This is a genomic window from Brachyspira innocens ATCC 29796, assembly GCF_000384655.1.
In the GTDB taxonomy this organism is placed as follows: domain Bacteria; phylum Spirochaetota; class Brachyspiria; order Brachyspirales; family Brachyspiraceae; genus Brachyspira; species Brachyspira innocens.
Map to the genome: position 1 here is coordinate 1 of NZ_ARQI01000124.1, position 25865 is coordinate 25865.

General features: G+C 29.5%; 20 protein-coding genes and 2 pseudogenes. 9 read left to right on the forward strand and 13 right to left on the reverse strand.

From position 1 onward, the window contains the following. Positions 1–362 (forward strand): glycosyltransferase family 10 domain-containing protein (locus tag F811_RS0111825; RefSeq protein WP_020005449.1); only part of this gene is annotated, 362 nt, incomplete at its 5' end. A 15-nt stretch (positions 363–377) separates the two neighbouring features. Here F811_RS0111825 and F811_RS0111830 read toward each other — a convergent pair. The 4 genes and pseudogenes from F811_RS0111830 to F811_RS0111845 form a co-directional block, all read right to left on the reverse strand. Beyond that, positions 378–1721: a LysM peptidoglycan-binding domain-containing protein gene (locus F811_RS0111830; RefSeq protein WP_020005450.1), complete on the reverse strand. Its 1344-nt coding sequence runs from the start codon at positions 1719–1721 to the stop codon at positions 378–380. A 323-nt stretch (positions 1722–2044) separates the two neighbouring features. Then, positions 2045–3672: pseudogene (locus F811_RS16110) on the reverse strand (peptide ABC transporter substrate-binding protein). Between the two features lie 138 nt (positions 3673–3810). Further along, positions 3811–4806: an NAD(P)-dependent oxidoreductase gene (locus tag F811_RS0111840; protein ID WP_020005451.1), complete on the reverse strand. Its 996-nt coding sequence runs from the start codon at positions 4804–4806 to the stop codon at positions 3811–3813. A gap of 130 nt (positions 4807–4936) precedes the next feature. Then, positions 4937–5962, reverse strand: coding sequence for a hypothetical protein (locus tag F811_RS0111845; RefSeq protein WP_020005452.1), 1026 nt, complete (start codon positions 5960–5962; stop codon positions 4937–4939). A 187-nt stretch (positions 5963–6149) separates the two neighbouring features. On the opposite strand from F811_RS0111845, the gene F811_RS0111850 reads away from it, so the two are divergent. Together F811_RS0111850 and F811_RS0111855 are read left to right on the forward strand one after the other, a co-directional pair. Beyond that, the gene (locus tag F811_RS0111850; protein WP_020005453.1) at positions 6150–6842 is read left to right on the forward strand and encodes a tetratricopeptide repeat protein; all 693 of its coding nucleotides are present in this window, start codon (positions 6150–6152) and stop codon (positions 6840–6842) included. 71 nt (positions 6843–6913) lie between these two features. Then, complete coding sequence (locus F811_RS0111855) at positions 6914–8608, forward strand: DNA repair helicase XPB (protein ID WP_020005454.1); 1695 nt, start codon at positions 6914–6916, stop codon at positions 8606–8608. A gap of 60 nt (positions 8609–8668) precedes the next feature. Here the strand turns inward: F811_RS0111855 and F811_RS0111860 are convergent, their stop codons facing one another. Together F811_RS0111860 and F811_RS0111865 are read right to left on the reverse strand one after the other, a co-directional pair. Beyond that, positions 8669–8926, reverse strand: coding sequence for a PTS transporter subunit EIIB (locus F811_RS0111860; RefSeq protein ID WP_020005455.1), 258 nt, complete (start codon positions 8924–8926; stop codon positions 8669–8671). Positions 8927–9054: 128 nt separating this feature from the next. Next, positions 9055–9405 (reverse strand): tRNA-binding protein, encoded by a 351-nt coding sequence (locus tag F811_RS0111865; RefSeq protein ID WP_020005456.1) that lies wholly within the window; start codon positions 9403–9405, stop codon positions 9055–9057. Between the two features lie 199 nt (positions 9406–9604). Between F811_RS0111865 and F811_RS0111870 the strand changes: the two genes are divergently transcribed. The 3 genes from F811_RS0111870 to F811_RS0111880 are packed head-to-tail and all read left to right on the forward strand — an operon-like array spanning position 9605 to position 14198. Then, positions 9605–11776 (forward strand): ATP-grasp domain-containing protein, encoded by a 2172-nt coding sequence (locus F811_RS0111870; protein WP_020005457.1) that lies wholly within the window; start codon positions 9605–9607, stop codon positions 11774–11776. 8 nt (positions 11777–11784) lie between these two features. Further along, on the forward strand, positions 11785–12822 hold the full coding sequence (locus tag F811_RS0111875) for a hypothetical protein (RefSeq protein ID WP_020005458.1): 1038 nt from the start codon (positions 11785–11787) through the stop codon (positions 12820–12822). Between the two features lie 14 nt (positions 12823–12836). After that, positions 12837–14198, forward strand: a complete 1362-nt coding sequence (locus F811_RS0111880) for a tetratricopeptide repeat protein (protein WP_020005459.1) — start codon at positions 12837–12839, stop codon at positions 14196–14198. Between the two features lie 161 nt (positions 14199–14359). Here F811_RS0111880 and tsf read toward each other — a convergent pair whose 3' ends face one another. Then, positions 14360–15214 carry a translation elongation factor Ts gene (tsf, locus tag F811_RS0111885; protein ID WP_020005460.1) on the reverse strand — a complete coding sequence of 285 codons (855 nt, stop codon included), beginning with the start codon at positions 15212–15214 and terminating at the stop codon, positions 14360–14362. A gap of 44 nt (positions 15215–15258) precedes the next feature. Next, positions 15259–16074, reverse strand: coding sequence for a 30S ribosomal protein S2 (gene rpsB, locus F811_RS0111890; RefSeq protein ID WP_013115136.1), 816 nt, complete (start codon positions 16072–16074; stop codon positions 15259–15261). Between the two features lie 351 nt (positions 16075–16425). Here rpsB and F811_RS0111895 point away from each other — a divergent pair, with 351 nt between their 5' ends. The 3 genes from F811_RS0111895 to F811_RS0111905 are packed head-to-tail and all read left to right on the forward strand — an operon-like array spanning position 16426 to position 18195. Beyond that, entirely contained in the window at positions 16426–16998 is a 573-nt protein-coding gene (locus tag F811_RS0111895; protein WP_020005461.1) for a GNAT family N-acetyltransferase, read from the forward strand. A 34-nt stretch (positions 16999–17032) separates the two neighbouring features. Beyond that, the gene (locus F811_RS0111900; protein WP_020005462.1) at positions 17033–17395 is read left to right on the forward strand and encodes a methionine-R-sulfoxide reductase; all 363 of its coding nucleotides are present in this window, start codon (positions 17033–17035) and stop codon (positions 17393–17395) included. A gap of 32 nt (positions 17396–17427) precedes the next feature. Continuing rightward, the gene (locus tag F811_RS0111905) at positions 17428–18195 is read left to right on the forward strand and encodes an ankyrin repeat domain-containing protein (protein ID WP_020005463.1); all 768 of its coding nucleotides are present in this window, start codon (positions 17428–17430) and stop codon (positions 18193–18195) included. A 64-nt stretch (positions 18196–18259) separates the two neighbouring features. Here the strand turns inward: F811_RS0111905 and F811_RS0111910 are convergent, their stop codons facing one another. From F811_RS0111910 to F811_RS0111935, 5 genes and pseudogenes are all read right to left on the reverse strand, one after another. Continuing rightward, on the reverse strand, positions 18260–19744 hold the full coding sequence (locus tag F811_RS0111910; protein ID WP_020005464.1) for a BCCT family transporter: 1485 nt from the start codon (positions 19742–19744) through the stop codon (positions 18260–18262). An 89-nt stretch (positions 19745–19833) separates the two neighbouring features. Then, on the reverse strand, positions 19834–21156 hold the full coding sequence (grdH, locus tag F811_RS0111920; RefSeq protein WP_083921318.1) for a betaine reductase selenoprotein B: 1323 nt from the start codon (positions 21154–21156) through the stop codon (positions 19834–19836). A gap of 11 nt (positions 21157–21167) precedes the next feature. Then, positions 21168–22489, reverse strand: a pseudogene (locus tag F811_RS16115) (glycine/sarcosine/betaine reductase component B subunit). A 239-nt stretch (positions 22490–22728) separates the two neighbouring features. Then, entirely contained in the window at positions 22729–24138 is a 1410-nt protein-coding gene (locus tag F811_RS0111930; RefSeq protein WP_020005467.1) for an alanine/glycine:cation symporter family protein, read from the reverse strand. A gap of 199 nt (positions 24139–24337) precedes the next feature. Then, a complete protein-coding gene (locus tag F811_RS0111935; RefSeq protein ID WP_020005468.1) occupies positions 24338–25738 on the reverse strand; it encodes an alanine/glycine:cation symporter family protein in 1401 nt (466 codons plus the stop codon). Between the last annotated feature and the right edge of the window lie 127 nt (positions 25739–25865).

Genomic DNA, 25865 nt, shown 5'->3' on the forward strand with positions numbered 1-25865 from the left:
ATGATAAAATAGAATATTTAAAAGATTTTAAATTCAATATATGTCCAGAAAATACTATTAGTGACGGATATATAACTGAAAAACTTTTTGATGCTTTTAAAGCAGGATGCATACCTATATATAATGGTGATGAAAACATAGAACTAGATTTAGTTAATAAAAATGCACTGCTATTTTTTAAAAAAGATGAAGATAATGAAGAACTTATAAAAGAAATAGAAAAACTCCATAAAGATGATAAATTATTTGATTCTTTTCAAAAACAAATAAAAATATATGACTCTATGGTAGATTATATTTGGGAGAGAAGAGTAAAAATAATAAGCAAACTTGAAACTCTTATTAATGAAAGATTAAAATAAATATTTCTGATTATTTTATTTATTTGTTGGTATTCTTAAAAATATCTCCATACCAATAGAAAGTACATTACTATTAAGCCTGTTCCAAGCCTTTATTTCGGATATATCTATATTAAATCTTCTTGCAATTATCCAAAGAGTATCTCCAGACCTAACATGATACATTATATCTTTATATTCATAATCAGGAGGAGGCAAAGATTCAAAATAAACAAATTTACCTTCTCTTATTCTCTCTTGTTCCTCTTCATACTGAGCTAAATCAACCTGCTTTGCATTATCAAGACCCTGAATAGGTATCATAACCTGCTGACCTATATTAAGACTTTTTGATTTTAATTTATTTATTTCTACAATGGCATTTATAGGAACACCATAAAATTTAGAAAGATGAGAAAGTGTTTCATTCATTTTTACTTCATGACGTCTAAAAGTAACTCTCTCACTTGCGGGTATTTTAGCAAATGTTTCATTAAATTTATCACCAAGTCCTTCAGGAACTCTTAAAGGATATCTCACCATACCAGGAGGTGTTACCCCTCTTGCCAAATGAGGATTTAAAGCCTTTAAATCTTCAGTATCAACTTCTATCATCTTAGCTATAACAGATAAATCAGCCGCATCATCTACATAAACTAAATCACCTTGAGGAAAAACAACTTTAGGCTTATTAACTTTAAAACCAAATCTTTCAGGGTTCTTTGCAATAATAACAGCGGCAACATATTTTGGTATATACTCTTCAGTCTCTTTTGGAAGCACCCCTGCCTCAAGCAAATCTTCAAAATCATTACTCTTTACTTCACGTATAGCTTTTGATATTCTTCCGCCTCCTGCATTATAAGCTATTAATGCAATTACCCAAGATTTGAAATTTTTATCAAGCCTCACTAAATGATCAGCAGCAGCCTTTGTAGAACGCTCAGGGTCAAATCTGTCATCAGACCAATAATTTACTTTAAGATTATATATAGCCCCAGTCATAGGCATAAACTGCCAAAGACCAGCTGCCCCTGCATGCGAAACTGCCTGAGGATTAAAATCGCTTTCTATTATGGGCAAATATACCAAATCTTCTGGAACACCTTTCTCTGCAAATACTTCTTTAATATAAGGCAAATATATTTGGGCTCTGTCTATAATTTTCTGCATATAAGGTTTCCAGCTTCCCTGATATCTATTTATATAATAAGAAACTCTGTCATTTCTAAAATCATTTACATCAAAACCTCTAAGCTCAACTACTTTTATATCTCGCCCTAAAGATTCCCCAAACACGCTAAGCTCGTAAAGATTAACTCCTTCAAGTGCTTTTCTTATGTACATATCAAATGTATCACAAGAGTTAACAAACAACATTATTATTACAAGAAAAATAACTATTATAGTCTTCTTTATTTTTTTAATAATAAACAGCCCCAAAATTATTTATTTTTTTAATTAGTATATTTAACATTATTATTTAAAGATTTGCAACTTTTTTAACATTTAAAAAATCGGATATCATGCTAAATAAGTTTAGATTTTATTTAAAAAAGTATATATTTATATATTGATTTTGTAAATATTTAGTGAATAAATTATAATCATACATAAAAAAATAATATATAATGTAAAATTAATATAAAAAAACAGGCAGTATAAATTAAATATACCGCCTGCTAATTTCACATAACTTTACATTATTTTTCTAAATATGCATAGAAAAACTTATGGAAACCTAATGGATTATACACAACATCTTTTAATTTAGGATTAACAAGCAAAGGTTCTGTAAAGAAATAAAGAGGTATAGCTCCCATATCTTCCTGTATAAGTATTTTTCAGCCTCATGCATAGCTTTCATTCTTATATTATTATCATCAGTAGACATAGCCTCACCTATAAGCTCATCATATCTTTGATTGCTGTATCCGCCATTATTTTGAGTATTGTAGCTAGTAAACAAACTCATCATAGACATAGGATCACTGTAATCAGCAGACCAATATAGTCTTCCTATCATAAAGTTTTTTTCAAGTAAAGTCTGACCTAATAATGCATTATCTATTTGAGTAATAGTAGAATCTATATTAAGATGTTCTTTCCACATTTGCTGTACTGCTTCAAAAATACCTACATGATTACCTGGATCAGTTTTAAACTCTATTACTGGAAAACCTTCTCCATTAGGATATCCTGCTTCAGCCAAAAGCTGTTTAGCAATTTCTACGTTATTGGAATACCCTTCTTTTGATACATCATACAAATCGCCGCCATTTATTCTAAAATCGCCGTCAACATCATTAACTGCATAAGGCACCCAGCCGCTTGCAGGTTTTTGTCCGCCTTTAGTAACATTTTCTACTATATAGTTTCTGTCTATAGCCAAAGATAATGCCTTTCTTACTCTAGGATCTTTTAAATATTCATTAGTTACATTTATAGGATAATAATAAGTAGCTATAAGAGGCTTAATCTGTATTAATCCTTCCTCCAAAAGTGTAGGAATATCCTGCTGAGGAGGTTCATAAGCCATATGCAAAGATCCGTCTTTTATACCAGCTACAGCAGCTGCACCATTTTGCATAAATACAAATGTTATTTTTTCAGCAACTATACTGTCAGCATTCCAATAATTAGGATTTTTTACCATTATAATATTTTCATCAATATTGCGTTCAGACATAACATATGGACCATTTCCTATATAAGTTTCAGGCTTCAAAGTCCAGCTGTCGCCGTATTGTTCTATTATATCTTTTCTCAAAGGGGAAAATGTAGGAAATGCTGCTACCTCCAAGAAATAAGCAGTAGGAGCTTCCAATTCCACAACCAAAGTATGATCATCAAGTGCTTTAACACCCAAAGAATCTACAGGCATCTCTCCTCTTGTAATAGCCATAGCATTTTTTACTGGTTCATGCTGATAACTATATTCGCTTGCAACTTTTGGGTCAACTTGTCTCTGCCAGCTGTAAACAAAGTCTTCAGCTACAACTGGTTTCCCATCTGACCAAGTAGAATTAGTTCTAAGGTAAAATGTATAAGTTTTTCCATCTGGACTTATTTCCCAATCTTCAGCAACACCTGGTGCTATTTTATTATTTCTATCTCTTACAGTCAAACCTTCAAATACATGAGAAATATAAATTACTCCGTATATCTGTGCATTCAAGCTCGGGTCTATAGTCTTTGGTTCAACACTAAGATTAACTATAATTCCGTCATTTTCATTTTTGCCTTTAGAACATGATATCGAAGAGAGCATCAGCAATATCACTAAGCCAATGCTAATAACAGATGATAAAAATACCCTTTTAGCTTTCATAATAAACTCCATAAAATTAAACTATTTCTATAATTTTAATTAACTACCTTAAATAATAATCAATCAAAACTATGTAAAAATATTTTATATAATTTTATAAACTTAGTCAATTAAAAAAATAAAAAGTTATTAAATAAATTAAGACTTTATTATTTTGTTTATGCATTTTCCTGTATTCATAAATTCAAATATATTATCAATAGAAATAGTTACCATATTAAGCAGTGCCTCATCAGTATAAAATGCATAGTGAGGAGTTATTATAACATTATTCATTTTAAACAATTCTTCTATAATATTATCTTTTAAAACTATATCTTTTATATCTTTATTGGCATATTCTATTTCATTAGTATACACATCCAAAGCTGCTCCTCCAATATGTCCGCTCTTTAAACCATCAAGCAAATCTTCATTATTAACTATCCCTCCCCTGCTTACATTGATAATATAAACGCCTTTTTTCATTTTATTTATAGAATCCTTACATACCATATCTTTAGTTTCTTTGCTTAATGGTATATGATATATTATAACATCGCTCTCTTTATATAGTTCATCTAAACTTACATACTCAGCATAATTTTTTATTTCATCTTTCTCTGTTCTTGAATACACAAATATATTTTTCGGACAAAAACCTTTAAGATGTTTTATAGTTAGAGTGCCTATCCTTCCTGTTCCTATAACTCCAATATTTAAATTTCTCACTTCTTTTGCTACAAGCCCGTTTCTTATAAAATTTCTATTGTATCCGTTTATAATCAAATTATTATAATTTTTAATAAGAGCAAGAAGAGAAAGTATAGTAAACTCGCTTACAGAATTAGGAGAGTATGAAGGAACATTTGCTATTTTTATTCCTATTTTATTAGCGTAATCAATATCAATATTATCATAACCTGCAGATCTTGTACTCATATATTTAATACCAAATTCTTTTAATCTGTCAAGAACCTTATTATTTATTTCATCTCTTGCATTAATAACTATACTATCAAAACCTTGAGTTTCTTTAACAGTATCAATATTTAAATAATGTTTATAGAATGTAAATTTTGTATTATATTTTTTTTCCATTAATTGAAAAAATTCTAATTCATCATTTAAAAGAGAATATACAGCTATTTTCACAATTATTTCCTTCGTACATAATATTATGATAATAATACAAAATAAATAATTTTTTTAACAATAGATTATTAAAAAATAATAATCTATAGAAAAACTATAAAATATATAAAAAAATTTAATACAATAAATTTTAAACTTGGAAAAAGAATACATATATTATAGCAGCAAAAAGAATGAGTATAACAGCTCCCATTCCAATCATTACAATTTTAAATGTATTCATTTTTGAAAAAAGTCTGCTTATTAATGAAGGTTTCTTATCAGCATCATTATCCTCACCTTCAACATATACATCTCTCGTAGGATTAAACATTTTTAATTTGATAGGTTCTAATTCTTCTATTAAACAACAATATCCATCTATTAATTTTAATAGTATCTTAATAGACTTTTCTTCAACATGCTTTTCCAAAACTTCAGCAGGCACTATATATTTTGAATATTTATCCTTCTTACCTTTAAGTTCAAGATATATTATATTTTCTTCAACAGTATTAGAATTAATGCTTACCATAACCTTATCACCTATATTTATATCATTTATAGATGTTCCTCCTATTGGGTCAACTATAAATGAAGCATTGATTAACTTATAGCTAGGTGCTTCCGGCTGTTTAGATGCTTCAGTATTTTCTTCAGATGAATCAGGAGCATAAGCAGTATGCATAGCAGCTGTATTTTCCAATTCTTTGGCTACATTATCCAAAGCATTAGAAACATCTTCAAAACTAAGTACTTTATGAGCTATATCAAAAGTACCTATATGAAAATCCATAAATTTATTCATACTGCTTGCAAATATATCAATAATAGAAATAGTATTATTATTGCTTTGATATATTATAATATTATTAATGTTTTTATTATCATTAAAAATATCGCTTATAATTTTTTGAAATTTATCAAATGATGCATTATTTTCATTATTGAGTTTATTGTATATTTTTATATGTTTATAAAGGGCTAATAAATCTGTATACGAGTTTAAAAATTTAAGAAGTTTATTGTCATTAGATATAACAAATGCAATGTCCATAATTTTACTGTCATACTTATCTATAAAAAATACCATATATATATATTTTTTTAAATCGCTGTATTCTGCTAATATTTTTATAGCTAATACTTCTTTAGAATCTATTTTTTGAGGAGACATATATCAATCACCTATATACAAATTTTAACAGTAATTATAAATAAACAATAATAAAATTTCAACCATATTATAGAAAATAATATATAAAATAATTATGAAATAAACACTTGATTTTTTTAAGTTTAATTATTATAATGGATTATTAAAAATAGCTTTTATTGAAACAATTAATTTTAAGAGGATTTTTATGTCTGAAAATACAAATAAAATACAAAAAAATGCTGAGTTAATATTCACATACGTATATAATAATAGAATAATATTCATATCAGGCTTTGTGCTGTTAATAGTAATAATAGCTGGCATTTTAATATATAAAGCTAATATAGAAAGTCAGGACTCTGCAAGAAACACTGAGTTTGAATCTGCTTTGGCATTGTATAATGTATATCAAAATGCTCAGTTGCCAGAGGAACAATTAAATGCTCCTGCATTAATTATTGATATTACTTCAAGATTTCAGAAAGTATACTCAGCTGCTAAAGGCAAAAACTTAAAATTAAGAAGTGCATATGCTTTAGGCTGTGTTTACTACGATATAGAAAATTTCACAGAAGCTGAAAAGTACTATCAGGAAGTGGCAAATGCAAGAGGTTTTTATTTACAGGATAGTGCAATGTATAATTTGGCAAATACTCAGATAGAATTAACCAATTATACTCAGGCCGCCTCTACTTTAGAAAATTTTACAAAAGCATATTCCAAAAGCTATTTGATACCTCAGGCTACTTTAACATTATCTGATGTTTATTTAGCACAAAATGATAAAACTAAAGCATTAAATGTGTTAAAATCATGGGTTAGTCAGAATACTAATAATATAGAATATCTTAATATATTTAGAGAAACTATTTCATTAATAGAAAATAATGTTTATTAATACCTAATGTTAATAAATTTATTAAATAAATATATACAAATATATCCATACTTTAATTAAAGGAAAAAAAATTGAACAAAAATGCTCCTCTCATAGTTCAGGGCGATGGTACTATTCTTTTGGATGTCAGCACAAAACATTTTGAAGAAATCAGAAATTTTATGCTTGTATTTGCCGAACTTGTTAAAAGTCCTGAATATATACATACTTATAGAATAACATTAGTATCATTATGGAATGCTGCAAGTTTAAACTACACTTCAGAACAAATAATCGGATTTTTAAAGAAATATACCTCTTATGAAATCCCAAAAAACATAATAAAACAAATAGAAACAAGTATTGAAAAGTATGGAAGAATAAAAATTATCAAAGAAAATGAAAAATATTATCTTATAAGTGAAGACAAAAACATAATAGATGAAATACTTCACTATAAACTTATGACCAAATATATAAAAGCAGAAATTAATAATAACAAATTAGAGATAGATGCCACATACAGAGGTCATATAAAATTAGCACTTATAAATATAGGATATCCAGTACAGGATTTAGCAGGTTATAAAACTGGAGAGCCTTATCATTTTAATATGAGAACAAAATTACCTTCTAATGGTGAGGATTTTGCTTTAAGAGATTATCAGAAAAACTCTGTTGAAGCATTTTATGCAGACGGCAAGCCAGAAGGCGGTGCTGGGGTAATAGCACTTCCATGCGGTACTGGTAAAACTGTTGTAGGTATTGCGGCAATGTATAAAACACAAACTAGAACACTTATTATAGTTACTGGTGTCACAGCATGCAGACAATGGCGAGATGAAATACTTGATAAAACTGATATACCTCCTGAAGATATAGGTGAATATAACGGACTAAATAAAGAAATTAAGCCTATAACAATAGCTACTTATAAAATTCTTACATACAGAAAAAATAAAGAATCTCCTTTTGTGCATTTTGAATTATTTTTCCAGCATAATTGGGGACTTATAATATACGATGAAGTTCACTTGCTTCCAGCACCTATTATAAAACTTACAAGTGAAATTCAAAGTATGAGAAGATTAGGCCTTACTGCTACTCTAGTACGTGAAGATGGACTTGAAAAAGATGTTTTCTGTCTGATAGGTCCTAAAAAGTTTGATATACCTTGGAGAGAGCTTGAGGAGAAAAAGTTTATTGCTGAAGCATACTGCTATGATATAAGAATACCTTTAGATGAAAGCCATAGGTCTGATTATGTTGTATCAAGTGATAAAGTAAAATTTAGAATAGCAAGTGAGAATGTTCTTAAATATACAGTAGTAAAAAAGATTATAGAAAAACTTCAGGGTAAAAATATACTTATAATAGGTCAGTATTTGGATCAGTTAAATGAGATGAAAAAAAGAACTGGATATACTATTATTACTGGAAAAACCCCTCAAAGTGAAAGAGATATTATATATAAAAAATTTAAAACAGGTGAAATTACAACTTTGATAGTAAGCAAGGTTGCTAATTTGGCCGTTGATTTACCCGATGCTAATGTATTAATACAAATATCTGGAACTTTCGGTTCAAGGCAGGAAGAAGCTCAAAGGCTTGGAAGAGTATTGAGACCAAAAAAAGGTGAAAATAAAAGTTATTTCTTCTCTATTATTACTACAGATACAAAAGAGGAAGACTTTGCTCATAAAAGACAATTATTCCTTACAGAGCAGGGTTATCATTATGAGTTGCTTGATAAAGATTCTTTTGAAGAGCTTGAATTTAATAATTAAAGTTTAATAATATATTATTAAACTTTAATTAAAAAACCCTTTATGCAGAATTATAAATATTTATAGAGCTGTAACCCCTAGTTTTATCATTTCATCATAAACTGGCTTAACATTTTTGCCCAATACTATTTGATACTGACCTGCATTATAAAAAACACCTGTTACACCGTCTATCTTTTCTACATTTTCATCTTTAATCTGTTCTCTATTTTTTACTATTAATCTTAATCTTGTAGCACAAAAAGAAGCCGATTCTATATTATCTTTTCCAACATTAGAAATTATATCCTCTGCTGTTTTTTTGTAATTTAGTTCCATAAAAAACCTCTATGATTATAATATTTAATTAAATTATATATATTTATGAATATTTTTCAAATAAATAATAAAATAATAATCATTTTTATTATTTAAAGTTATAAACTTAGCTATACTAAAAAAAATATTTATCCTATTTGAGTACCATTCTCACAGTCTTCTTTAGTAGTTAATAATACCACTTCTCCATTATCTTTTACAGCACCTAAAACTAAACATTCAGAGAAAAAATTAGCTATTTGTTTTTTAGGAAAATTCACAACTGCAATTATTCTCCTTCCTATTAAATCCTCTTTTTTGTATAATTTTGTTATCTGTGCTGATGATACCTTTATACCTAATTGACCAAAATCAATTTTTAATTTATATGCTGGTCTTTTAGCTTTAGGAAAATCTTCGGCTTCTATTATAGTACCTGTTCTGATATCAAGTGCTAAAAAGTTATCAAATGAAGTTTCATCTTTAATATTATTTTCCATTTTATAATCTCCAAAAAATTATTTACTAATATTCTATTTGCATATAAAAAATTGTCAATTAGTAATATTAATAATAAGAAAATAATATTTTTAGCATAATAAAAAAATTTAAAATTCTTTAGTTTGGTATTAAAATTTCGATATTAATAGCACTATATAAAATGGAATATTTTAAAATGAATAAAAAGGCAATACTAAAATGAAAGGTAAACGCATAATAATAATAGGAGCAGGACTATTACAGGTACCTGCCATACAAATAGCTCAGGAAATGGGACTTTACACAATAGTATTTGATTATAATAAAGATGCACATGGAATGAAAATAGCAGATTATCCTATGGTAGTTTCTACCAGAGATGTAGACGGAAGTGTAAGAGCGGCAAGAGATTTGAGCCAAAAAATGGAAATTAATGGGGTTATCACTGTAGGTACAGATGCTTCTACAACTGTAGCTGCCGTTGCCAATGCTTTGGGGCTTCCTGGAAACCGATTTGAAGATGCATATGCTGCTTCAAATAAAATAAGAATGCGTGAAAGATTTAAAAAAAATAATGTACCGCAGCCTAATTTCTTTCCAGTATGGAATTATGATGAGGCAATAGATGCATACAGACATTTAAATACCCCTGTCGTAGTAAAACCTGCTGATAATATGGGAGCTCGCGGTGTAATGAAGGTATCAAATGAAAATGATATACTTGCAGCATTTAATAGAGCAAAAAGTGCATCTCCATCAGGCGAAGTTATAATAGAAGAGTTTATGGACGGTCCAGAACTATCTATAGATATGCTTATATATAATGATGAAATATATGTTACTGGAGTAGCCGACAGAATAATAGAGTTTCCGCCATTTTTCATAGAGACTGGACATATTATGCCTTCTGCTTTGGAAAAAGAAAAGTTAGATGATGCTATTAATGTAATGAAAGCTGGTATAAAAGCATTAAATTTAAAAATAGGTGCAGCTAAAGGTGATATAAAAGTTACAAAAAATGGTGCTATGGTAGGAGAAATTGCTGCAAGACTTTCAGGCGGATTTATGAGTGCTTATACCTACCCTCTTTCTACTGGTGTAAACTTGATAAAAAATGCCATAGAAATAGCATTGGGTAATCCTCCAAGCGATTTAAAACCTAAATGGAATAAAGTTTCTATTGAAAAAGCATTTCTACCCGGTACTGGCATTATAGAATCTATTGAAGGCGTTGAAAATGCTAAAAAAGTTGAAGGTATAAAAGAAGTATTTATAAAAACAAAAGCTGGGGATATACTTGTTACCCCTACAAATAATTTGGAAAAAGCTGGTAATATTATTGCTGTAGGAAATACTAGAGATGAAGCAATAGCAATAGCAAATAAAGCTATGAACCTTGTACATTTTAAACTTACAGATGAAAAAAGTATTACAGCTGAAGAAATAAATAGAATAGCACATGAAAAATTAGCTTCAAAACAAAGTGCTAATTATCTATTTAAAGGCGATACCGATGAAAAAACAGGTCTTTCTCATTACTCCTTTAATCCTAGTATAATTCATGAAGAAAAACAAGTTAATTTAGAAACTAATATATTTAATATGCATCTATCTCAGCCAATTATACTAGACACTATATATAATTTGCCTGAAGTAATAGATGGAATAATGGATATAAGAGAATATTATGAAATAGTACTAGATGCAGCTTCTAATTGTGAGGTATTGGCTATATTAAATGATTTTAATAATGAGGAATTATTTGAGCTTTCAATAAGAACTATAAAAGGAAACAAAAGAGGAATTATTATGATAGATGGTAATAATCCTCAGGAAGTTATTTTACAAAGATTAAGAGCTGCAGAAAAAAATGGTGCTTGTGCCGTTGGAATAGATCTCTCATACTGCTATAATATCACTTCTCATAATAAAATATATGTAAAAAGTGAAAAAGAATTATCAAAAATTATAAAAGAAATAGATATTCCTATAATAATTAAAGGAATATCAAATGAAAATGACATTCATAATGCCAATTCTTCACGTGCAAATAGTATATATTTTTCAAATAATAATAAGTATGCATTAAAAGGTATGGAAAAAGTTGCCGATACTATAAATAGAGTAGCATGTAATTTGTATAATAATCATAAAATGCAGTTAACATTGCTCGCAGAATCTCCTAGATATGGAGCTGATACTTTTAAATATTTTATGTTAGGAGCTAATGCTGTTTGTATAACAGAAGAAAGCTTTATTGCTGCTGTAAGTAAAGGCGAAAAAGGTCTTGAATATGCACTATATTCTAATAAATTGGAATTAGAAAAAATAATGAAAATATTCGGACAAACTGCCTTAAAATATAACAATGCAATATGGCGAAAGAACTAGGTACTATTATGGAAGATAAACAAATAAACTTATCTAAATCATATATATACGGCTTTTTTGCTGCTATGATATGCACTTTAATATACAGTGCTGTTATTATTCCTATTTACATACTTTTAATATCATCAAACCCTCAAAATTTCTTTGTGTATTTGCTTTACGCTCTTGATGTTTGGGTATGGATATGGATAGGCATTTCTATATTATACGCTTTTATTATAGTAATGATGCAGCCTACTAAAAAATATACTAGTTTATCAAAAACCATAGAAAACTTACTTTTCTTTATAGTTACTTCTGTAATACTTATACTATCTCTTAGCTATGTACCAGAAATACAAAAACTTTTATATAAAAAAGATTACACATTTTACAGTACAATATTAGCTGTAGGTTTATTTTTTATATCAATACAATTATCATACTGCATAAAGAAATTTATTATATTTATGTATAAAACTATATTATATAATTTGGGATACACTATTGAAGATGAAATAATAGATGATGATGAAGATGAGTATAAAACAGAAAATTATGAAGTTATAAAAATTAATAAATCAGAGTATGAAATATTTTCTAGTACTATAAAAAATATAATAGCATTCTCTCAAAGATATAAACATGCCATAGGTATTATAGCATTTAAAATATCAAATAGTAATTCTATTATAGATGAATATGGAAACTCTGCTTATAGAAAGCTTCAAGATGAGCTAATAAAGGCAATAAAGAAAAATGCCAGAATAGGTGAAAATCAATGTTTACTTTATGATAATATTATATACTCTGTAATTTTTGCAAATGAGGACGAGGCTTGGAAGGCTACTAAAAGATATTTTAAAGCCTTGAAAAATTATAATTTTGAATATAATGGTGAAAGCGTAGATATTAATGTATCTATGGCTGTAAGCGGCTTTGATTTTTCTAGTAATAGATCAAATAAAATGTCTGTATACGTTGTAAAAGACAGTATGATGAGAAAAATTAAAGATGCTTTAAATGAATCAGAAGAAACTGGAAGTCCAGTTATATATTATGAATAAAAGGGATTAGAATCGTGGAAGCTTCATTAATCGTAATATTAGTTTTAATTGTTTTATTAGGTTTTGCCACTCAGTACGTTATTAAAAGCGGCTCATACCCTATTAAACTAAAAAAAATAGTTCAGGCCTACAATGAACAAAATTATGATGTAGCTATGAGAGAAATTAATACTCTAGATCCTAAATATAAAAAAGACGCAAATATATTATGGATGACTGCTAATATGTATTATAAACAGCAGCAGTACATACTTGCTATGGCAGCATTACAAAATATGATAGACGGGGCATATTTTACTAAAGAATTAACTGAATTAACTGTAAGAGAATTTTTAGCTAGAATATATGAGCAGACAGGAAATACAAAAAAAGCTATAGATGAATATGATATGATTACAAAAATAAGAGACAATGATTATGACTCTTTATTCAAAGCTGGTTCTGTTTGCTATCAATACGGAGAATGGGTGCAGGCTCAGAAATACCTTTCTTTAGCTGCAGCTCAAAATGACAGTAATCCGCAGTTATTGTATATGCTTGCTGAATGTTTTTATAAAATACGTTCTTATCATGCAGCTCAGCAGCAAATAGAAAAAGCTATTGCTTTAGACAGTACTAATGCTCAATACCACTTATTATTAGGAGAAATATTATCTTCAAGCAGAGATTTCCAAAATGCGATTAAAGAATTAGAAATAGCATATGAGAGTAATGAAGTATCTGATAAAGACACCATATCTTTAAACCTTGCTAATTCATACTATGAGCTTGGAAACTATACAAAAGCAAGAGAATATTACGGACAGGTACTTACTAAAGAAAATATACCTAATGAAAAAGTTGTTGATGAAAGATACAGATATGCTGAAACTTTGGTAAAAAACAAACAGTTTGAAGCGGCTGTTAAACAATGGGAAATAATTAAATCAGTAAGAAATATATATTTGGATGTAGACCAGAAATTAAAAACATACAGTTCTATCATAGCAAACAATGCATTCAGAACTGCTTTAGAAATGGATATTATAGAATATTTGGAAAAATACTTCTACAGAATATTAACATTAAATGGATATGTAGTTACAGATCATACTAAAAAATCTGATACTTTGGTATTCTTTGTTACCATTAAGAAATTTGGTTCTGAAGGTCAGTCATACAAAAGTACATTTGCTTTGGACACTTCTGGATATCCTATGCGTCAGGATACAGTGGATCAGTTTATGGAATATGCTAGACAGTACAAAAGTGCTCACTCTTTCTTAATAAGTATAGGAGACTTCGCACCTAACTTGAAAGTAGATGATACTGTAATGATTATCGAACCAGACAGATTCGAAGCGATTATTGAAGGTGTAATATCATTCAGCGACTAATAAGATTAACTCATTTATATTTATACTCTTTTATTTAATAAAAGGCTGTGATTTTTTATAAGTCATAGCCTTTATTTTTATATTGCATATATTATAATAAAAAAGCAGACTGCTATTAAAAATAACAATCCGCTTAATTTTTATTTTAAGTAATTATTAAATTATAAACCTAATGAAACAATTACAAAGTTTTTAATAGTGGCAGTAGAACCTGCTTCTTTAGAGATTTCATCTATCAAACTTTTAATAGAGATTTTGTTGTCAGTGAATAATTTTTGGTCTATAAGAACGCTTTCAGAATACCAAGAACTCATTTTACCATCAACTATTTTTTCTATCATGTTTTCTGGTTTGCCAGCATCTCTAACTTGTTTTTCAAATATTTCTTTTTGTTCTTTAACAGCGTTAGGGTCAATTCCTTCCCTATTCAAAGCCAAAGGTTTTTCACTAGCAACATGCATAGCTATTTGATCTGCTATTTCTATACATCTACCTTTTGGTTTAACATCAAATTCTACTATAGCAACAAGTTTATTATTGAAGTGGCAATAAGTACCGAAGAAACCATCTGTTTTCATAACTTTAGCTTCGGCAAGTACTGTTTTTTCTCCCCATTTTTGTATGCCTTCATTTATCATACCTTGAATAGTGTCGCCATTAGAACCTTTAGCATTTAAAAGAGAATCTACTGATACATCATCAAATCCCATAGCAGTATTAGCAATTTCTTTAGCTAAATTGATGAATAATTCATTTTTAGCAACAAAATCAGTTTCGCATTGAAGTTCTATGCATGCAAGTTTGTTTTTATCATCATTAACACAAAAACCTATAGAACCTTCTTTAACTGTACGTTCATTTTTTTTAGCAGCAACAGCCGCACCTTTTTCTTTAAGAAGGCGAATAGCCTTGTCCATATCACCGTCAGTCTCTTGAAGAGCTTTTTTACAGTCCATAATACCTACGCCTGTACGTTCTCTAAGCTCCTTAATAATATCCATATTAATATTTGCCATTGAAAATTATCCTTATATATTTAATTTTATTATTTTTAGTTTAATTACTCATCATCTTCTTGAGAAACACCGTATTGTTCAGCAATAGCTTCAGCAGCTTCAGTAGCACTATTATCATAAACTTCTTCTTCTGGTACTTCGCTTGAAGAGTCATGTTTAGCTAATGTTTCTTTACCTGCTTCATTTTGTCCTTCTATAACAGCAGAAGCAACAACTCCAGCAAATAAACTTATAGCTCTGATAGCATCATCATTACCAGGTATTGGGTGATCAATTACTTCTGGGTTACAGTTAGTGTCTACTACAGCAACTACAGGTATTCCTAATTTTCTAGCTTCGCTTACAGCAATAGCTTCCTGCATAGGATCTATTACAAAAAGCATATCTGGTAAGTTTTCCATATCTTTAATACCAGCAAAGTTTTTTTCTAATCTTTCTTTTTCTTTAAGAAGTAAAATAACCTCTTTTTTAGGAAGTTTATCAAATGTACCATCAACTTCTTCTTTTTCTATTCTTTTAAGTCTAGCAATACTTTTTTTGATAGTAGCAAAATTTGTAAGCATACCGCCAAGCCATCTGTTATTAACATAGTACATATCACATTTTTCAGCAGCTTCTTTTATGCTTTGTGAAGCTTGTTTTTTAGTTCCTACAAAAAGAACATTTCCGCCGTTTCTAGCCATTTCTTTAACTGCATCATATGCTTTTTTAACATAAGTTAAAGTTTTCATAAGGTCAATGATATAGATATCATTTCTCTCTTGGAAAATAAATGGTTTCATTCTAGGATCCCATTTTCTAGTTGGGTGTCCGAAATGTACGCCTGCCTCTAAAAGGTCTTTCATAACTGGTAATGACATAATCATATCCTTTAAAATAAAATAGAGTACCGACTACGGCACCCTATCCATAAATTTCATACATTATAAAAACATTAGTATTATTAAAAATCATAATGCTTTGATTACTTAAAATTAAAGTAACAACGTCTTTTTTAATTATTAAAAAGATATTTAATAAATTAAGATCGTTTTGCTATTATGGAAAAGTTTACCAATATAATCGGCTTGATATATAGTATCATACTATAAAAAAAAGTCAATGATTTTATAACCAAATATTTTATAATAAAAAGTTAACTGATATTCCAAAAAATACAATTAAATATATAATTATACAATAACTTAAAATAAATTAAAAAAGAAATAAAAATGAAAATAAGATTAGCTAATGCAGAAGATACTTTATCAATACTAAAAATATACTCTCAGTATATTGACACACCTATTACTTTTGAGTACAAACTCCCAACTGAAGAAGAGTTCAAAAAAAGAATAGAAAATATAACTAAAAAATATCCGTACCTAGTATGCGAAGATGAAAACGGTAAAATAATAGGATATGCTTATGCTAATAAGTTTATGGAAAGAGAAGCATATAACTGGAATACTGAGCTTTCAGTATATATAGATAATTCAAGCACTTCTAAAGGCATAGGTAAAAAATTATGTTTTATAATTATAGAGATTTTGAAATATCAGGGAATAAGAAATGTATATTCTAAAGTTACTCTGCCTAATGAAAAAAGCGAAAAACTTCATTATTCTTTGGGATTTAATCTTATAGGTACTTATCATAATGTAGGATACAAAAATGGCAATTGGTACAATGTAGGACTATTTGAAAAAGAAGTCTCTAAAAGTCTTGATAAACCTAAAGATGTTATAAATATAAAAGAAATTCCAAATGAAAAATTAATAAATATTATAAACAATTTTTTATAATTTAAATAAATATAAAAGGAGGTAAAAATATACTATGGAAAAAAGAGAGCTAACACAAGAAGAAAAAAATGTAATAATTTTTAAAGGCACTGAATATCCGTTTACAGGAAAATATAACGACTTTTTTGAAGAAGGAGTATACTGCTGCAAACAATGCGGTGCCGAATTATACCGTTCAGAAGATAAATTTAAATCACATTGCGGCTGGCCTAGTTTTGATGATGAGATAAAAGGGGCTGTAAGAAGATCATTAGATGAAGACGGATACAGAATAGAGATAACCTGCAGTAATTGCGGCGGACATTTAGGCCATGTATTTCAGGGAGAACATCTTACTAAAAAAAATACAAGACATTGCGTAAACTCTATATCATTAATATTTAAACCTAAAAAATAAAATTATACTAGTATATTATTTAGGATATTATTATGGAAAATGAAAATATTATAAATTTAATAAAAAGCCTTGATATAAATAACTCAATTAATGAAACATTAAATATAAATAATGCAGTATTTTATAAAGATACTAATGCTTTAATGTTATCCTCTTATTTCGGATTTACAGATATAGCAGAAGAGATAATAAAAAAAGGAATTAATATCAACAAAAAAGATATTAACGGTAAATCGGCTATAATGTTTGCTATAGAAAATGATAAAATAGATATAATAAATATACTGATAAAAAATGATGCTGATATAAACATACAAGATAAAAAAGGCATAACACCTATTATGTGGGCGTCTGGAAATGGAAAAATAGATGCTGTTAAAATATTATTAGATAATAACGCTGATATAAATATAAAAAATACATACGGAGAAAAACCTATTATATGGGCAGCAAAAAAAGATAATCCAGAAGTTATACAGCTATTAATAGATAATGGAGCAGATGTTAATGAAATGGACGAAGATAAAAGCAATTGTGCTATGTGGGCTGCATATAATAATCTCTATAATAACATGAAAGTTTTGATAAAAAACGGGGCAGATATAAATGCCAAAAACAGCGATGGAAATAACTGTTTAATGCTTGCTGCAGAATGCGATAGTATTGATGTATTAAAACTATTATTAGAAAATGGAAGCGATTTATATGAAAAAGATAATTATGGAACTACTGCATTAATGTGGGCAGAAATGCTTGATAATAAAGAGTGTGTAAAAATATTAAAGGAATATATAAAATAAAAGAGAGCTTATAAAAAATAAACTCTCTCTTATAAATTATATTATTTATATAAAAATATATTGATTAAATATAATCTTTTTGTAAAACCTTTACTATTGATATCATAGCAAATATCATAATAAATGCAAATGGGAATGCCACAGCTATGGAAGCAGTTTGAAGCATTTGAAGTCCGTTAGATGTACCTATCATTAAAGCTAAAGTTAATCCAGACTGCAATATACCCCATAAAATCTTTTTAGGACCTGTAGGATTCAAATCCCCATTAGAGCTAAACATAGCCAATACAAATGTGGAAGAATTTGCAGAAGTAACAAAGAAAGTTACAAGCAGACAAACACATATCATAGAAATAATGTTTCCGAATGTATAATTACTCAATACGCTGAATAATGTGGTAGGAGTAGATTTTATAGCCTCTTTAGCAAATTCTAATCCCTGCTCTATACCCATAGTACCAGCTATAACAAACCATATAAAAGAAGCCAAAGAAGGAGCTATTAATACACCAATAATAAACTCTTTTATAGTACGTCCTTTTGATATACGTGCTATAAAAGTACCTACAAAAGGTGCCCAAGCTATAAACCAAGTAAAATAAAATATAGTCCAAGAACCATACCATTTTTTATTAAAGAAAGCTCCAGTTTCTAAACTGCTTCCTATAAATGTCTGTAAATAATCTCCAGTAGCTTCTATCATAGTATCCAATATTTTAATACTAGGACCTATTAAAAAACAAGCTATAATAACAAAAGTAAATATATAAACATTAATATTAGACAAATGCTTAATACCGCTGTCTAATCCTGTAACGGTAGAAAAAATATATATTATAGTAATTATTATAACTATACTTAACTGTACAGAAACTGTTTCTGGAACATTAAATAAGAATTTCAAACCGCTGTTAATTTGATAAGTACCAAGACCTAAAGAAGTAGCAATACCTGCAACAGTAGCAAATATTGAAAATATATCTATAATTTTTCCAATAGGTCCGTTTACCCTTTTCTCCCCTATAAGAGGAATAAATACACTGCTTACCATTCCGGGTTTATTATATCTAAACTGCATTAAAGCCAATGCCAAAGCTAAAATAGCATAATTAGCCCAAGGGTGAAATCCCCAATGCAAAAAAGATTTCTGCATAGCAAATTGTGCAGCTTCAGGAGTTCCGGGTTCGGCTCCTAGAGGTGCTACAAAATAATTCATAGGTTCAGCTGCTCCCCAGAATACTAATCCTATACCCATACCAGCTGAGAATAACATAGCAAACCAAGTTAAAAAACTATATTCAGGTTTAGAGTCCTGAGCTCCTAATCTTACATTTTTATATTTGCTGAAAAAACCTATCCATACAGCAAACACTACAAAACTCATCATTGTAATAGTATAGAACCATCCGAATTTATCTACTAAAAAACCGAACATAGTATTTGCAACTGTTTCAAAAGTTTTTGGAGAAGCCATACCCCATATAACAACTAATAGAGTAACTATAATAGAAATTATAAAAGTATAATTAATTTGTTTCTTGTCGCTCATAAATATACCTTCCTAATGATTTTTTTGAATGCAGTACATCAATATAATTATTAATGCACTGCATATGATTAATGAAATTTATTTAAAAATTATATTTTTACTTCAAATACAGTTTGTTCTTTTATATCTGTACATAAAGCATCAAGAGCAACACTAACTCTGTGATAACGTAAAGCCCATTGCTCTTCTTTAGTAGTGGCAGGATCTCCCAAAGGATATGGTATAGATATAGCAGGAACCATTCTGTTAGCACCAACACTTTTTGCAACAGGTATCAAGTTGGCAATCTGAACTATAGTTATTCCAGCTTTTTCTATTTCTTTTGTCATCGTTGCACCGCAACGAGTACAAGTTCCTCAAGTAGAAACAAGTAAAGCAACTTTTATTCCAGCTTCCACTAATTCATCAGCAATTTCTCTTCCCATACGTGCAGCTTCGGCCTGAGTAGTACCAGTACCAACTGTAGAATAGAAATATTTATATACTCCGCCTATTTTTCCTTCTTTCTGATAAGCTCTTAAAACATCAAGCGGAACAATTCTGTCTGGGTCTTCATTAGCAGCAGCAGGATCGAAACCAGCATGTATAGTCATATACTCGCCTTCTACCAAATCATCTAAATTAGATATATCATATTTACCCCATTTAGTAGCAGATGCAGACTGTATTCTGTCTGGGTTTCCTACTGGAACTATACCACCGCTTGTTACTATAGCTACTTCCAATTTCTTTAATTCTTCTTTTGTTACAGCTTTTGCTATAGGTACTAATTCTTTTTTAGGTATAATAAGTTCAGAAGTAAATGCCTCTCCTTTAATCTTTTTAAGAAGCATATCCATAACTCTTTCAGTAGCTGGAACATTATCTTTTGTCCAAATTTGTTTTCTAACACCTCTTCCGAAATAGCCCTCTTCTGAAGCAGGTAAAGTCTCTTCACCTTTTAAGAGTTTAATTGCAAACTTACTCATAGCTAAAGTATCTTTAGGCATAGCAGCAGCAGAAGCACCGCCTTTAAATATGTACATATCTTTTTTGAACATATCAACGCCAGGGTTTTCATCATTCATAGAAGTGATTACAGGAACTTTGAATTGTTCTTTTACGGCCTTACACACTTTACCGCATGCAACACCATAACGTCCTGCTCTGAAAGCTGGACCTGCAAAGAATATATCAAACTCTTTATCTTTTAAAAATCCAATTATAGTATTCAAAGCTTCATCTGGATTACTTCCAATGAAATTATCACCGCATATAATAGTATGAGTAATTTCTACCTCTCCTTTAAGATGCTTAGAAAATGCCATAGCAGGTCCTACTAATTCCGCTCTAATTTCTGGCTTATAATCAGCCATATCTTCTCCGCCTACTCCGGCAAAAAATTGATTTATATATAAAATACCTTTTTTCATTTATAAGCTCCTTAAAACTCTGCCATAGTTTTTGTAGACCAGCCTACAACCATATCACCGCAGAACATAGCATTATTTTCCATAATAATAGAACCATCTTCTCTAACTGAAGGACCTAACACAGCATCGTTGCTCCATCCGCCTGATAATCCGTCTCTTGCCAATGATTCCAATTCTCCTATAACTGTAGGCATAGGAGGAAGTTCTATCATCTCAGATACATTTCCGCATGATACTATAGCATCTGCTTTTTCATCTAATGTTACTAATGGCTGAGAAGCTCCGTCTCTTCCAGTACATTCATTAGTCAAACCAACAGTTTTTACTTTAGCATCTTCTAAAGCAACTATACATGCAATAAAGTCTGCATCTGGGTTACCGTATCCTTCTTCAGCTACTATAGCAGCATCAGCACCTATATTATTAGCTATTTGTGCTACGAATAATGCAGCTCTTTCTTTTTGGTCTAAAGCAACATTAAGATTGGAAAAAATAACTCCTAAAAAGTTAATAGTTTTTCCATGTTCTGAAAATAATTTCTTAATCATTGGGAAATTTTGAAAATCATAAGTTGACCATTTAGAAGAACAAGGCATAAATGAACCTGATATAACAGCTCCGCCTAATATTTCATTAGGATGCATTAAAGTTGGAAGCATTCTGTTTGTATCCCAGCCATAAACTAAATCATTATATCCGTCATTTTCCATCTGAGATTGTGCCTGAAGTACTAAAGCTACTTTAGGTAATTTAGCATCTCTTGAAGCATCTGTTATACTTGGAAGAGAATAAGTTTCTACTTCTTCAGGTTTTTGATCTTTTACACAATTTCCTAAATATTCAGCAAGTCTCATACCAGCCCAGCGAAGTGCTTTGTTTTTCTTTTGCTGTTCTCTTTTCTCAAACTCTTCATCGGTATCAGCAACCAAACATACATTTAAAAGACCTGAATAATATGTATATTTAGCACCTTCTCCTCCCATATCTATTAATCCGTCTTGGAATCCGCCCCAATGTTTTCCTACAGCCAATACACTGCAGTTTTTAAGAGCATGCATAACTCCGTCACCTGCTCTGTACATAGGACCTAAAACCCCGGAAAAATAGTTTTACCATCTAAACGGCATCTTGGCTCTATAGCTTCCTTTACAGGAACTATTCTAACCATATCACCGGGCTTAACAATAATAATATCAGCCTCGGTAATATGACTATCTTCTTTAACAATACTTAAAGCTTCTTCTTTATTGATTGTTAAAGTAGAGTTTTCAAATTTGGTCTTATCACCAAATTTGATGTCTTTTACATAAAAGTTTCCAATATGTAATTCCATAATTCTCTCCTTTTTTATTTTATTTATAAAAAATAGTAGATATTTTTAATATGAAAAAATTGATTATTATGATTATTAGACTTTATCACGACCTTTATTTAATAAAATGACATTTTATATTATAGAACAAATATATGCTTTGTCAATTAATCTAAATATGTAAATATATTTTTTTATATAAAAAAATCTGTTTTCATACTAATATCTTACAATTCGTCCGTAATCATAATAAACTAAAATTATTTATTTTTATTCTCTTTTTCTTTTTTAAATTTTTTATAATCCTTTGCAAGCGAAGAAACTAATGGACTTAATGCTAATATACCTAGAAGGTTTGGTATAACCATTAATCCATTAAAGCAGTCAGCCAAAGCCCATACTAAATCCACTTTAAGTGTGGAACCGATAAATATAAATACAACAACAACTAATGCATATACTTTAGCAGCCTTTTTTCCAAATAAATATTTTATATTCTGCTCTCCAAAAAAATACCAAGCAATAATTGTTGAAAAAGCAAAGAACAGCAGACATAAAGCTATAAATATTACTCCAATATGTCCGAATTTCATTTCAAATGCTTTCTGGGCTAATCCTATTCCTTTCAAAGTTTCGGGGATTAAACTTGGAGAACTCAAATGATAAATTTGTTCTTCTAATATTCCAGATGTTAATATAACTAGAGCAGTTAATGTTAATACAATAAAAGTAAAAAATACTCCCATCATAGCAACAACACCCTGCTCACAAGGATGATCTACTTTAGCAATAGCATGGGCATGCGGAGTAGATCCCATACCTGCTTCATTAGAAAATAATCCTCTAGCTATACCAAAACGCATAGCCTGCTGAATTCCTATACCTAGTGAGCCTCCTATAACGGCCTGAGGATTAAATGCTGATACGAATATCATATAAAATGCATGAGGAACTTTTGTTATATTAAGAATTATTAATACAATAGCACCAACTAAATAAGATATAGCCATTATAGGAACTATTTTTTCTGTAAAAGATGCTATTCTTTTTACCCCTCCTAAAAATATAAATCCAGAAAGAACTGCCACAATTACGCCTATAACTTTTGTATTAACTGGAAAAGAATTAGAAAATGCTGATGATATAGAATTAGACTGCACCATGTTCCCCATTATACCTAAAGCTAAAATAATAAGTACTGCAAATATAACTGATATAACTTTACCTAAAGTTCCTTTATAAGCAGCCTGTATATAATAAGCAGGACCGCCTATTATATGACCGTCTTTATATGTTTTAAATTTCTGTGCTAAAGTAGCCTCTGCAAATATTGTAGACATTCCCAAAAAAGCAGATACCCACATCCAAAATATAGCACCAGGTCCTCCTGCTACCAAAGCTGTTGCAGCACCAGCCAAATTTCCAGTACCAACCTGAGCTGCTATTGAAGTTGCTAAAGATTGAAAAGAACTCATACCATGTTCATCGGCGGCATTCCCTTTTAATGATACTGAGCCAAATGTAGATTTGAAACTGTCTTTAAACTCTCTTATCTGTATAAATCTCAAACGTATAGTAAAATATAAACCTGTACCGCATAAAAATATAAGTAATGTATAATCCCATAAAAATGAATTAATTCTCGAGACTAATTGTTCAATAATATCCATCAATTCTCCCATAATAAATGCAAAAAATATCCATTCTTACATTTATAAATAAATTAAGATAAAAATATTACTAATAAAATTATTAGCAAATAGAATGTAAATATAATATTAGATTTAAAGTGTCTGACAATAAAAAATATGTCAGACACCTTAAAATCAATAAAGTATAATTTTTTGAATTAATAAGAAACTATATTTATTATTTTTTATTTAAATCATTATATTCTTTAAATAAAGCAGAAGCAACTCCGCCTAAAGCTAAAAGACCTAATAGGTTTGGTATAACCATTAATCCATTAAAAGTATCTGCTAAAGACCATACTAAATCAACTTTTAATGCTGAACCTAAAAGAACGAAACAAACAACTAAAACAGCATATACTTTAGTAGCTTTTACACCAAATAAGTATTTAATATTTTGTTCTCCAAAGAAATACCAACCTACTATTGTAGTGAAAGCAAAGAAGAACAAACATACGGCAACAAATACTACTCCAAAGAATCCAAAACCCATTCTAAATGCTTCCTGAGGCAAACCTACACCTTTTAATATTTCTGGTATATCAGCTGCAGAAGCTAAAGGATATATTTGAGTTTGTAATATGTTAGAAGTAAGTATTACTAATGCAGTTAAAGTTACAACTATAAATGTATCAAAGAATACACCTATCATAGCAACAACACCTTGTTCGCAAGGATGTTTAACTTTAGCCAAAGCATGGGCATGAGGAGTAGAACCCATACCAGCTTCATTAGAGAATAAACCTCTAGCAACACCGAAACGCATAGCCTGCTGAATTCCTATACCTAATCCGCCGCCTATAACAGCCTGAGGATTAAAAGCACCTGTGAATATTAAAGCTATAGAACTAGGAAGATTTTTAATATTCATTATTACAATTATTACAGAACCTATAATATAGAATAAAGCCATTATAGGAACTATTTTTTCTGTAAATGATGCTATTCTTCTTAATCCTCCTATAAATATAAATGCAGCAATTACAGCACATACTATACCAACATAAATAGGTTTAACACTAGGAAAAGCATTAACAAAAGCTCCGCTTATAGAGTTAGACTGAACCATATTTCCCATAAATCCCAAAGCTAGTATAATAAATATAGCAAATAAACCAGCTAAAAATTTACCAAAAGCTCCTTTATAAGCAGCACTTATATAATAAGCAGGTCCCCCTATAACATGACCATCTTCTGTTGTAGTTTTGTATTTCTGACCCAAAGATGCCTCAACAAATATTGTTGCCATACCAAAGAATGCAGACATCCACATCCAGAAAATAGCACCAGGTCCTCCTGCTATCAAAGCTGTTGCAGCACCTGCTAAATTACCAGTACCTACTTGAGCAGCAATTGCTGTTGCTAGAGACTGGAAAGAACTCATACCTTCTTTGTCTGCTGCCTTACCTTTTAAAGAAAGTCCGCCGAAAGTTCTATTCCAGCCATCTTTAAACTTAACTATTTGCACGAACTTAAGTCTGATAGTGAAGTAAATACCTGTTCCGCATAGCAGAATTATCAACAAATAATCCCACAAAATACTGTTTACTTTAGCTACTATGTTTGATATAACTTCCATAATAAACTCCTCTGATTTTAATATTTTAATGAAAATAAAAAATGGAAACACTAGATATTATTTTTTAAATCTAATGTTTCCATAATTTGCAAATTTAGTAAAAAAAGTTACTATAATCGTAATTAGT

Coding starts and splice junctions, on each gene's coding strand:
- F811_RS0111830 (WP_020005450.1), bottom strand. CDS start 1,721: ATGTTGTTTGTTAACTCTTGTGATACATTTGATATGTACATAAGAAAA.
- F811_RS0111845 (WP_020005452.1), bottom strand. CDS start 5,962: ATGTCTCCTCAAAAAATAGATTCTAAAGAAGTATTAGCTATAAAAATA.
- F811_RS0111850 (WP_020005453.1), top strand. CDS start 6,150: ATGTCTGAAAATACAAATAAAATACAAAAAAATGCTGAGTTAATATTC.
- F811_RS0111860 (WP_020005455.1), bottom strand. CDS start 8,926: ATGGAACTAAATTACAAAAAAACAGCAGAGGATATAATTTCTAATGTT.
- F811_RS0111865 (WP_020005456.1), bottom strand. CDS start 9,405: ATGGAAAATAATATTAAAGATGAAACTTCATTTGATAACTTTTTAGCA.
- F811_RS0111870 (WP_020005457.1), top strand. CDS start 9,605: ATGAAAGGTAAACGCATAATAATAATAGGAGCAGGACTATTACAGGTA.
- F811_RS0111875 (WP_020005458.1), top strand. CDS start 11,785: ATGGAAGATAAACAAATAAACTTATCTAAATCATATATATACGGCTTT.
- tsf (WP_020005460.1), bottom strand. CDS start 15,214: ATGGCAAATATTAATATGGATATTATTAAGGAGCTTAGAGAACGTACA.
- rpsB (WP_013115136.1), bottom strand. CDS start 16,074: ATGTCATTACCAGTTATGAAAGACCTTTTAGAGGCAGGCGTACATTTC.
- F811_RS0111895 (WP_020005461.1), top strand. CDS start 16,426: ATGAAAATAAGATTAGCTAATGCAGAAGATACTTTATCAATACTAAAA.
- F811_RS0111900 (WP_020005462.1), top strand. CDS start 17,033: ATGGAAAAAAGAGAGCTAACACAAGAAGAAAAAAATGTAATAATTTTT.
- F811_RS0111905 (WP_020005463.1), top strand. CDS start 17,428: ATGGAAAATGAAAATATTATAAATTTAATAAAAAGCCTTGATATAAAT.
- F811_RS0111910 (WP_020005464.1), bottom strand. CDS start 19,744: ATGAGCGACAAGAAACAAATTAATTATACTTTTATAATTTCTATTATA.
- F811_RS0111930 (WP_020005467.1), bottom strand. CDS start 24,138: ATGGATATTATTGAACAATTAGTCTCGAGAATTAATTCATTTTTATGG.
- F811_RS0111935 (WP_020005468.1), bottom strand. CDS start 25,738: ATGGAAGTTATATCAAACATAGTAGCTAAAGTAAACAGTATTTTGTGG.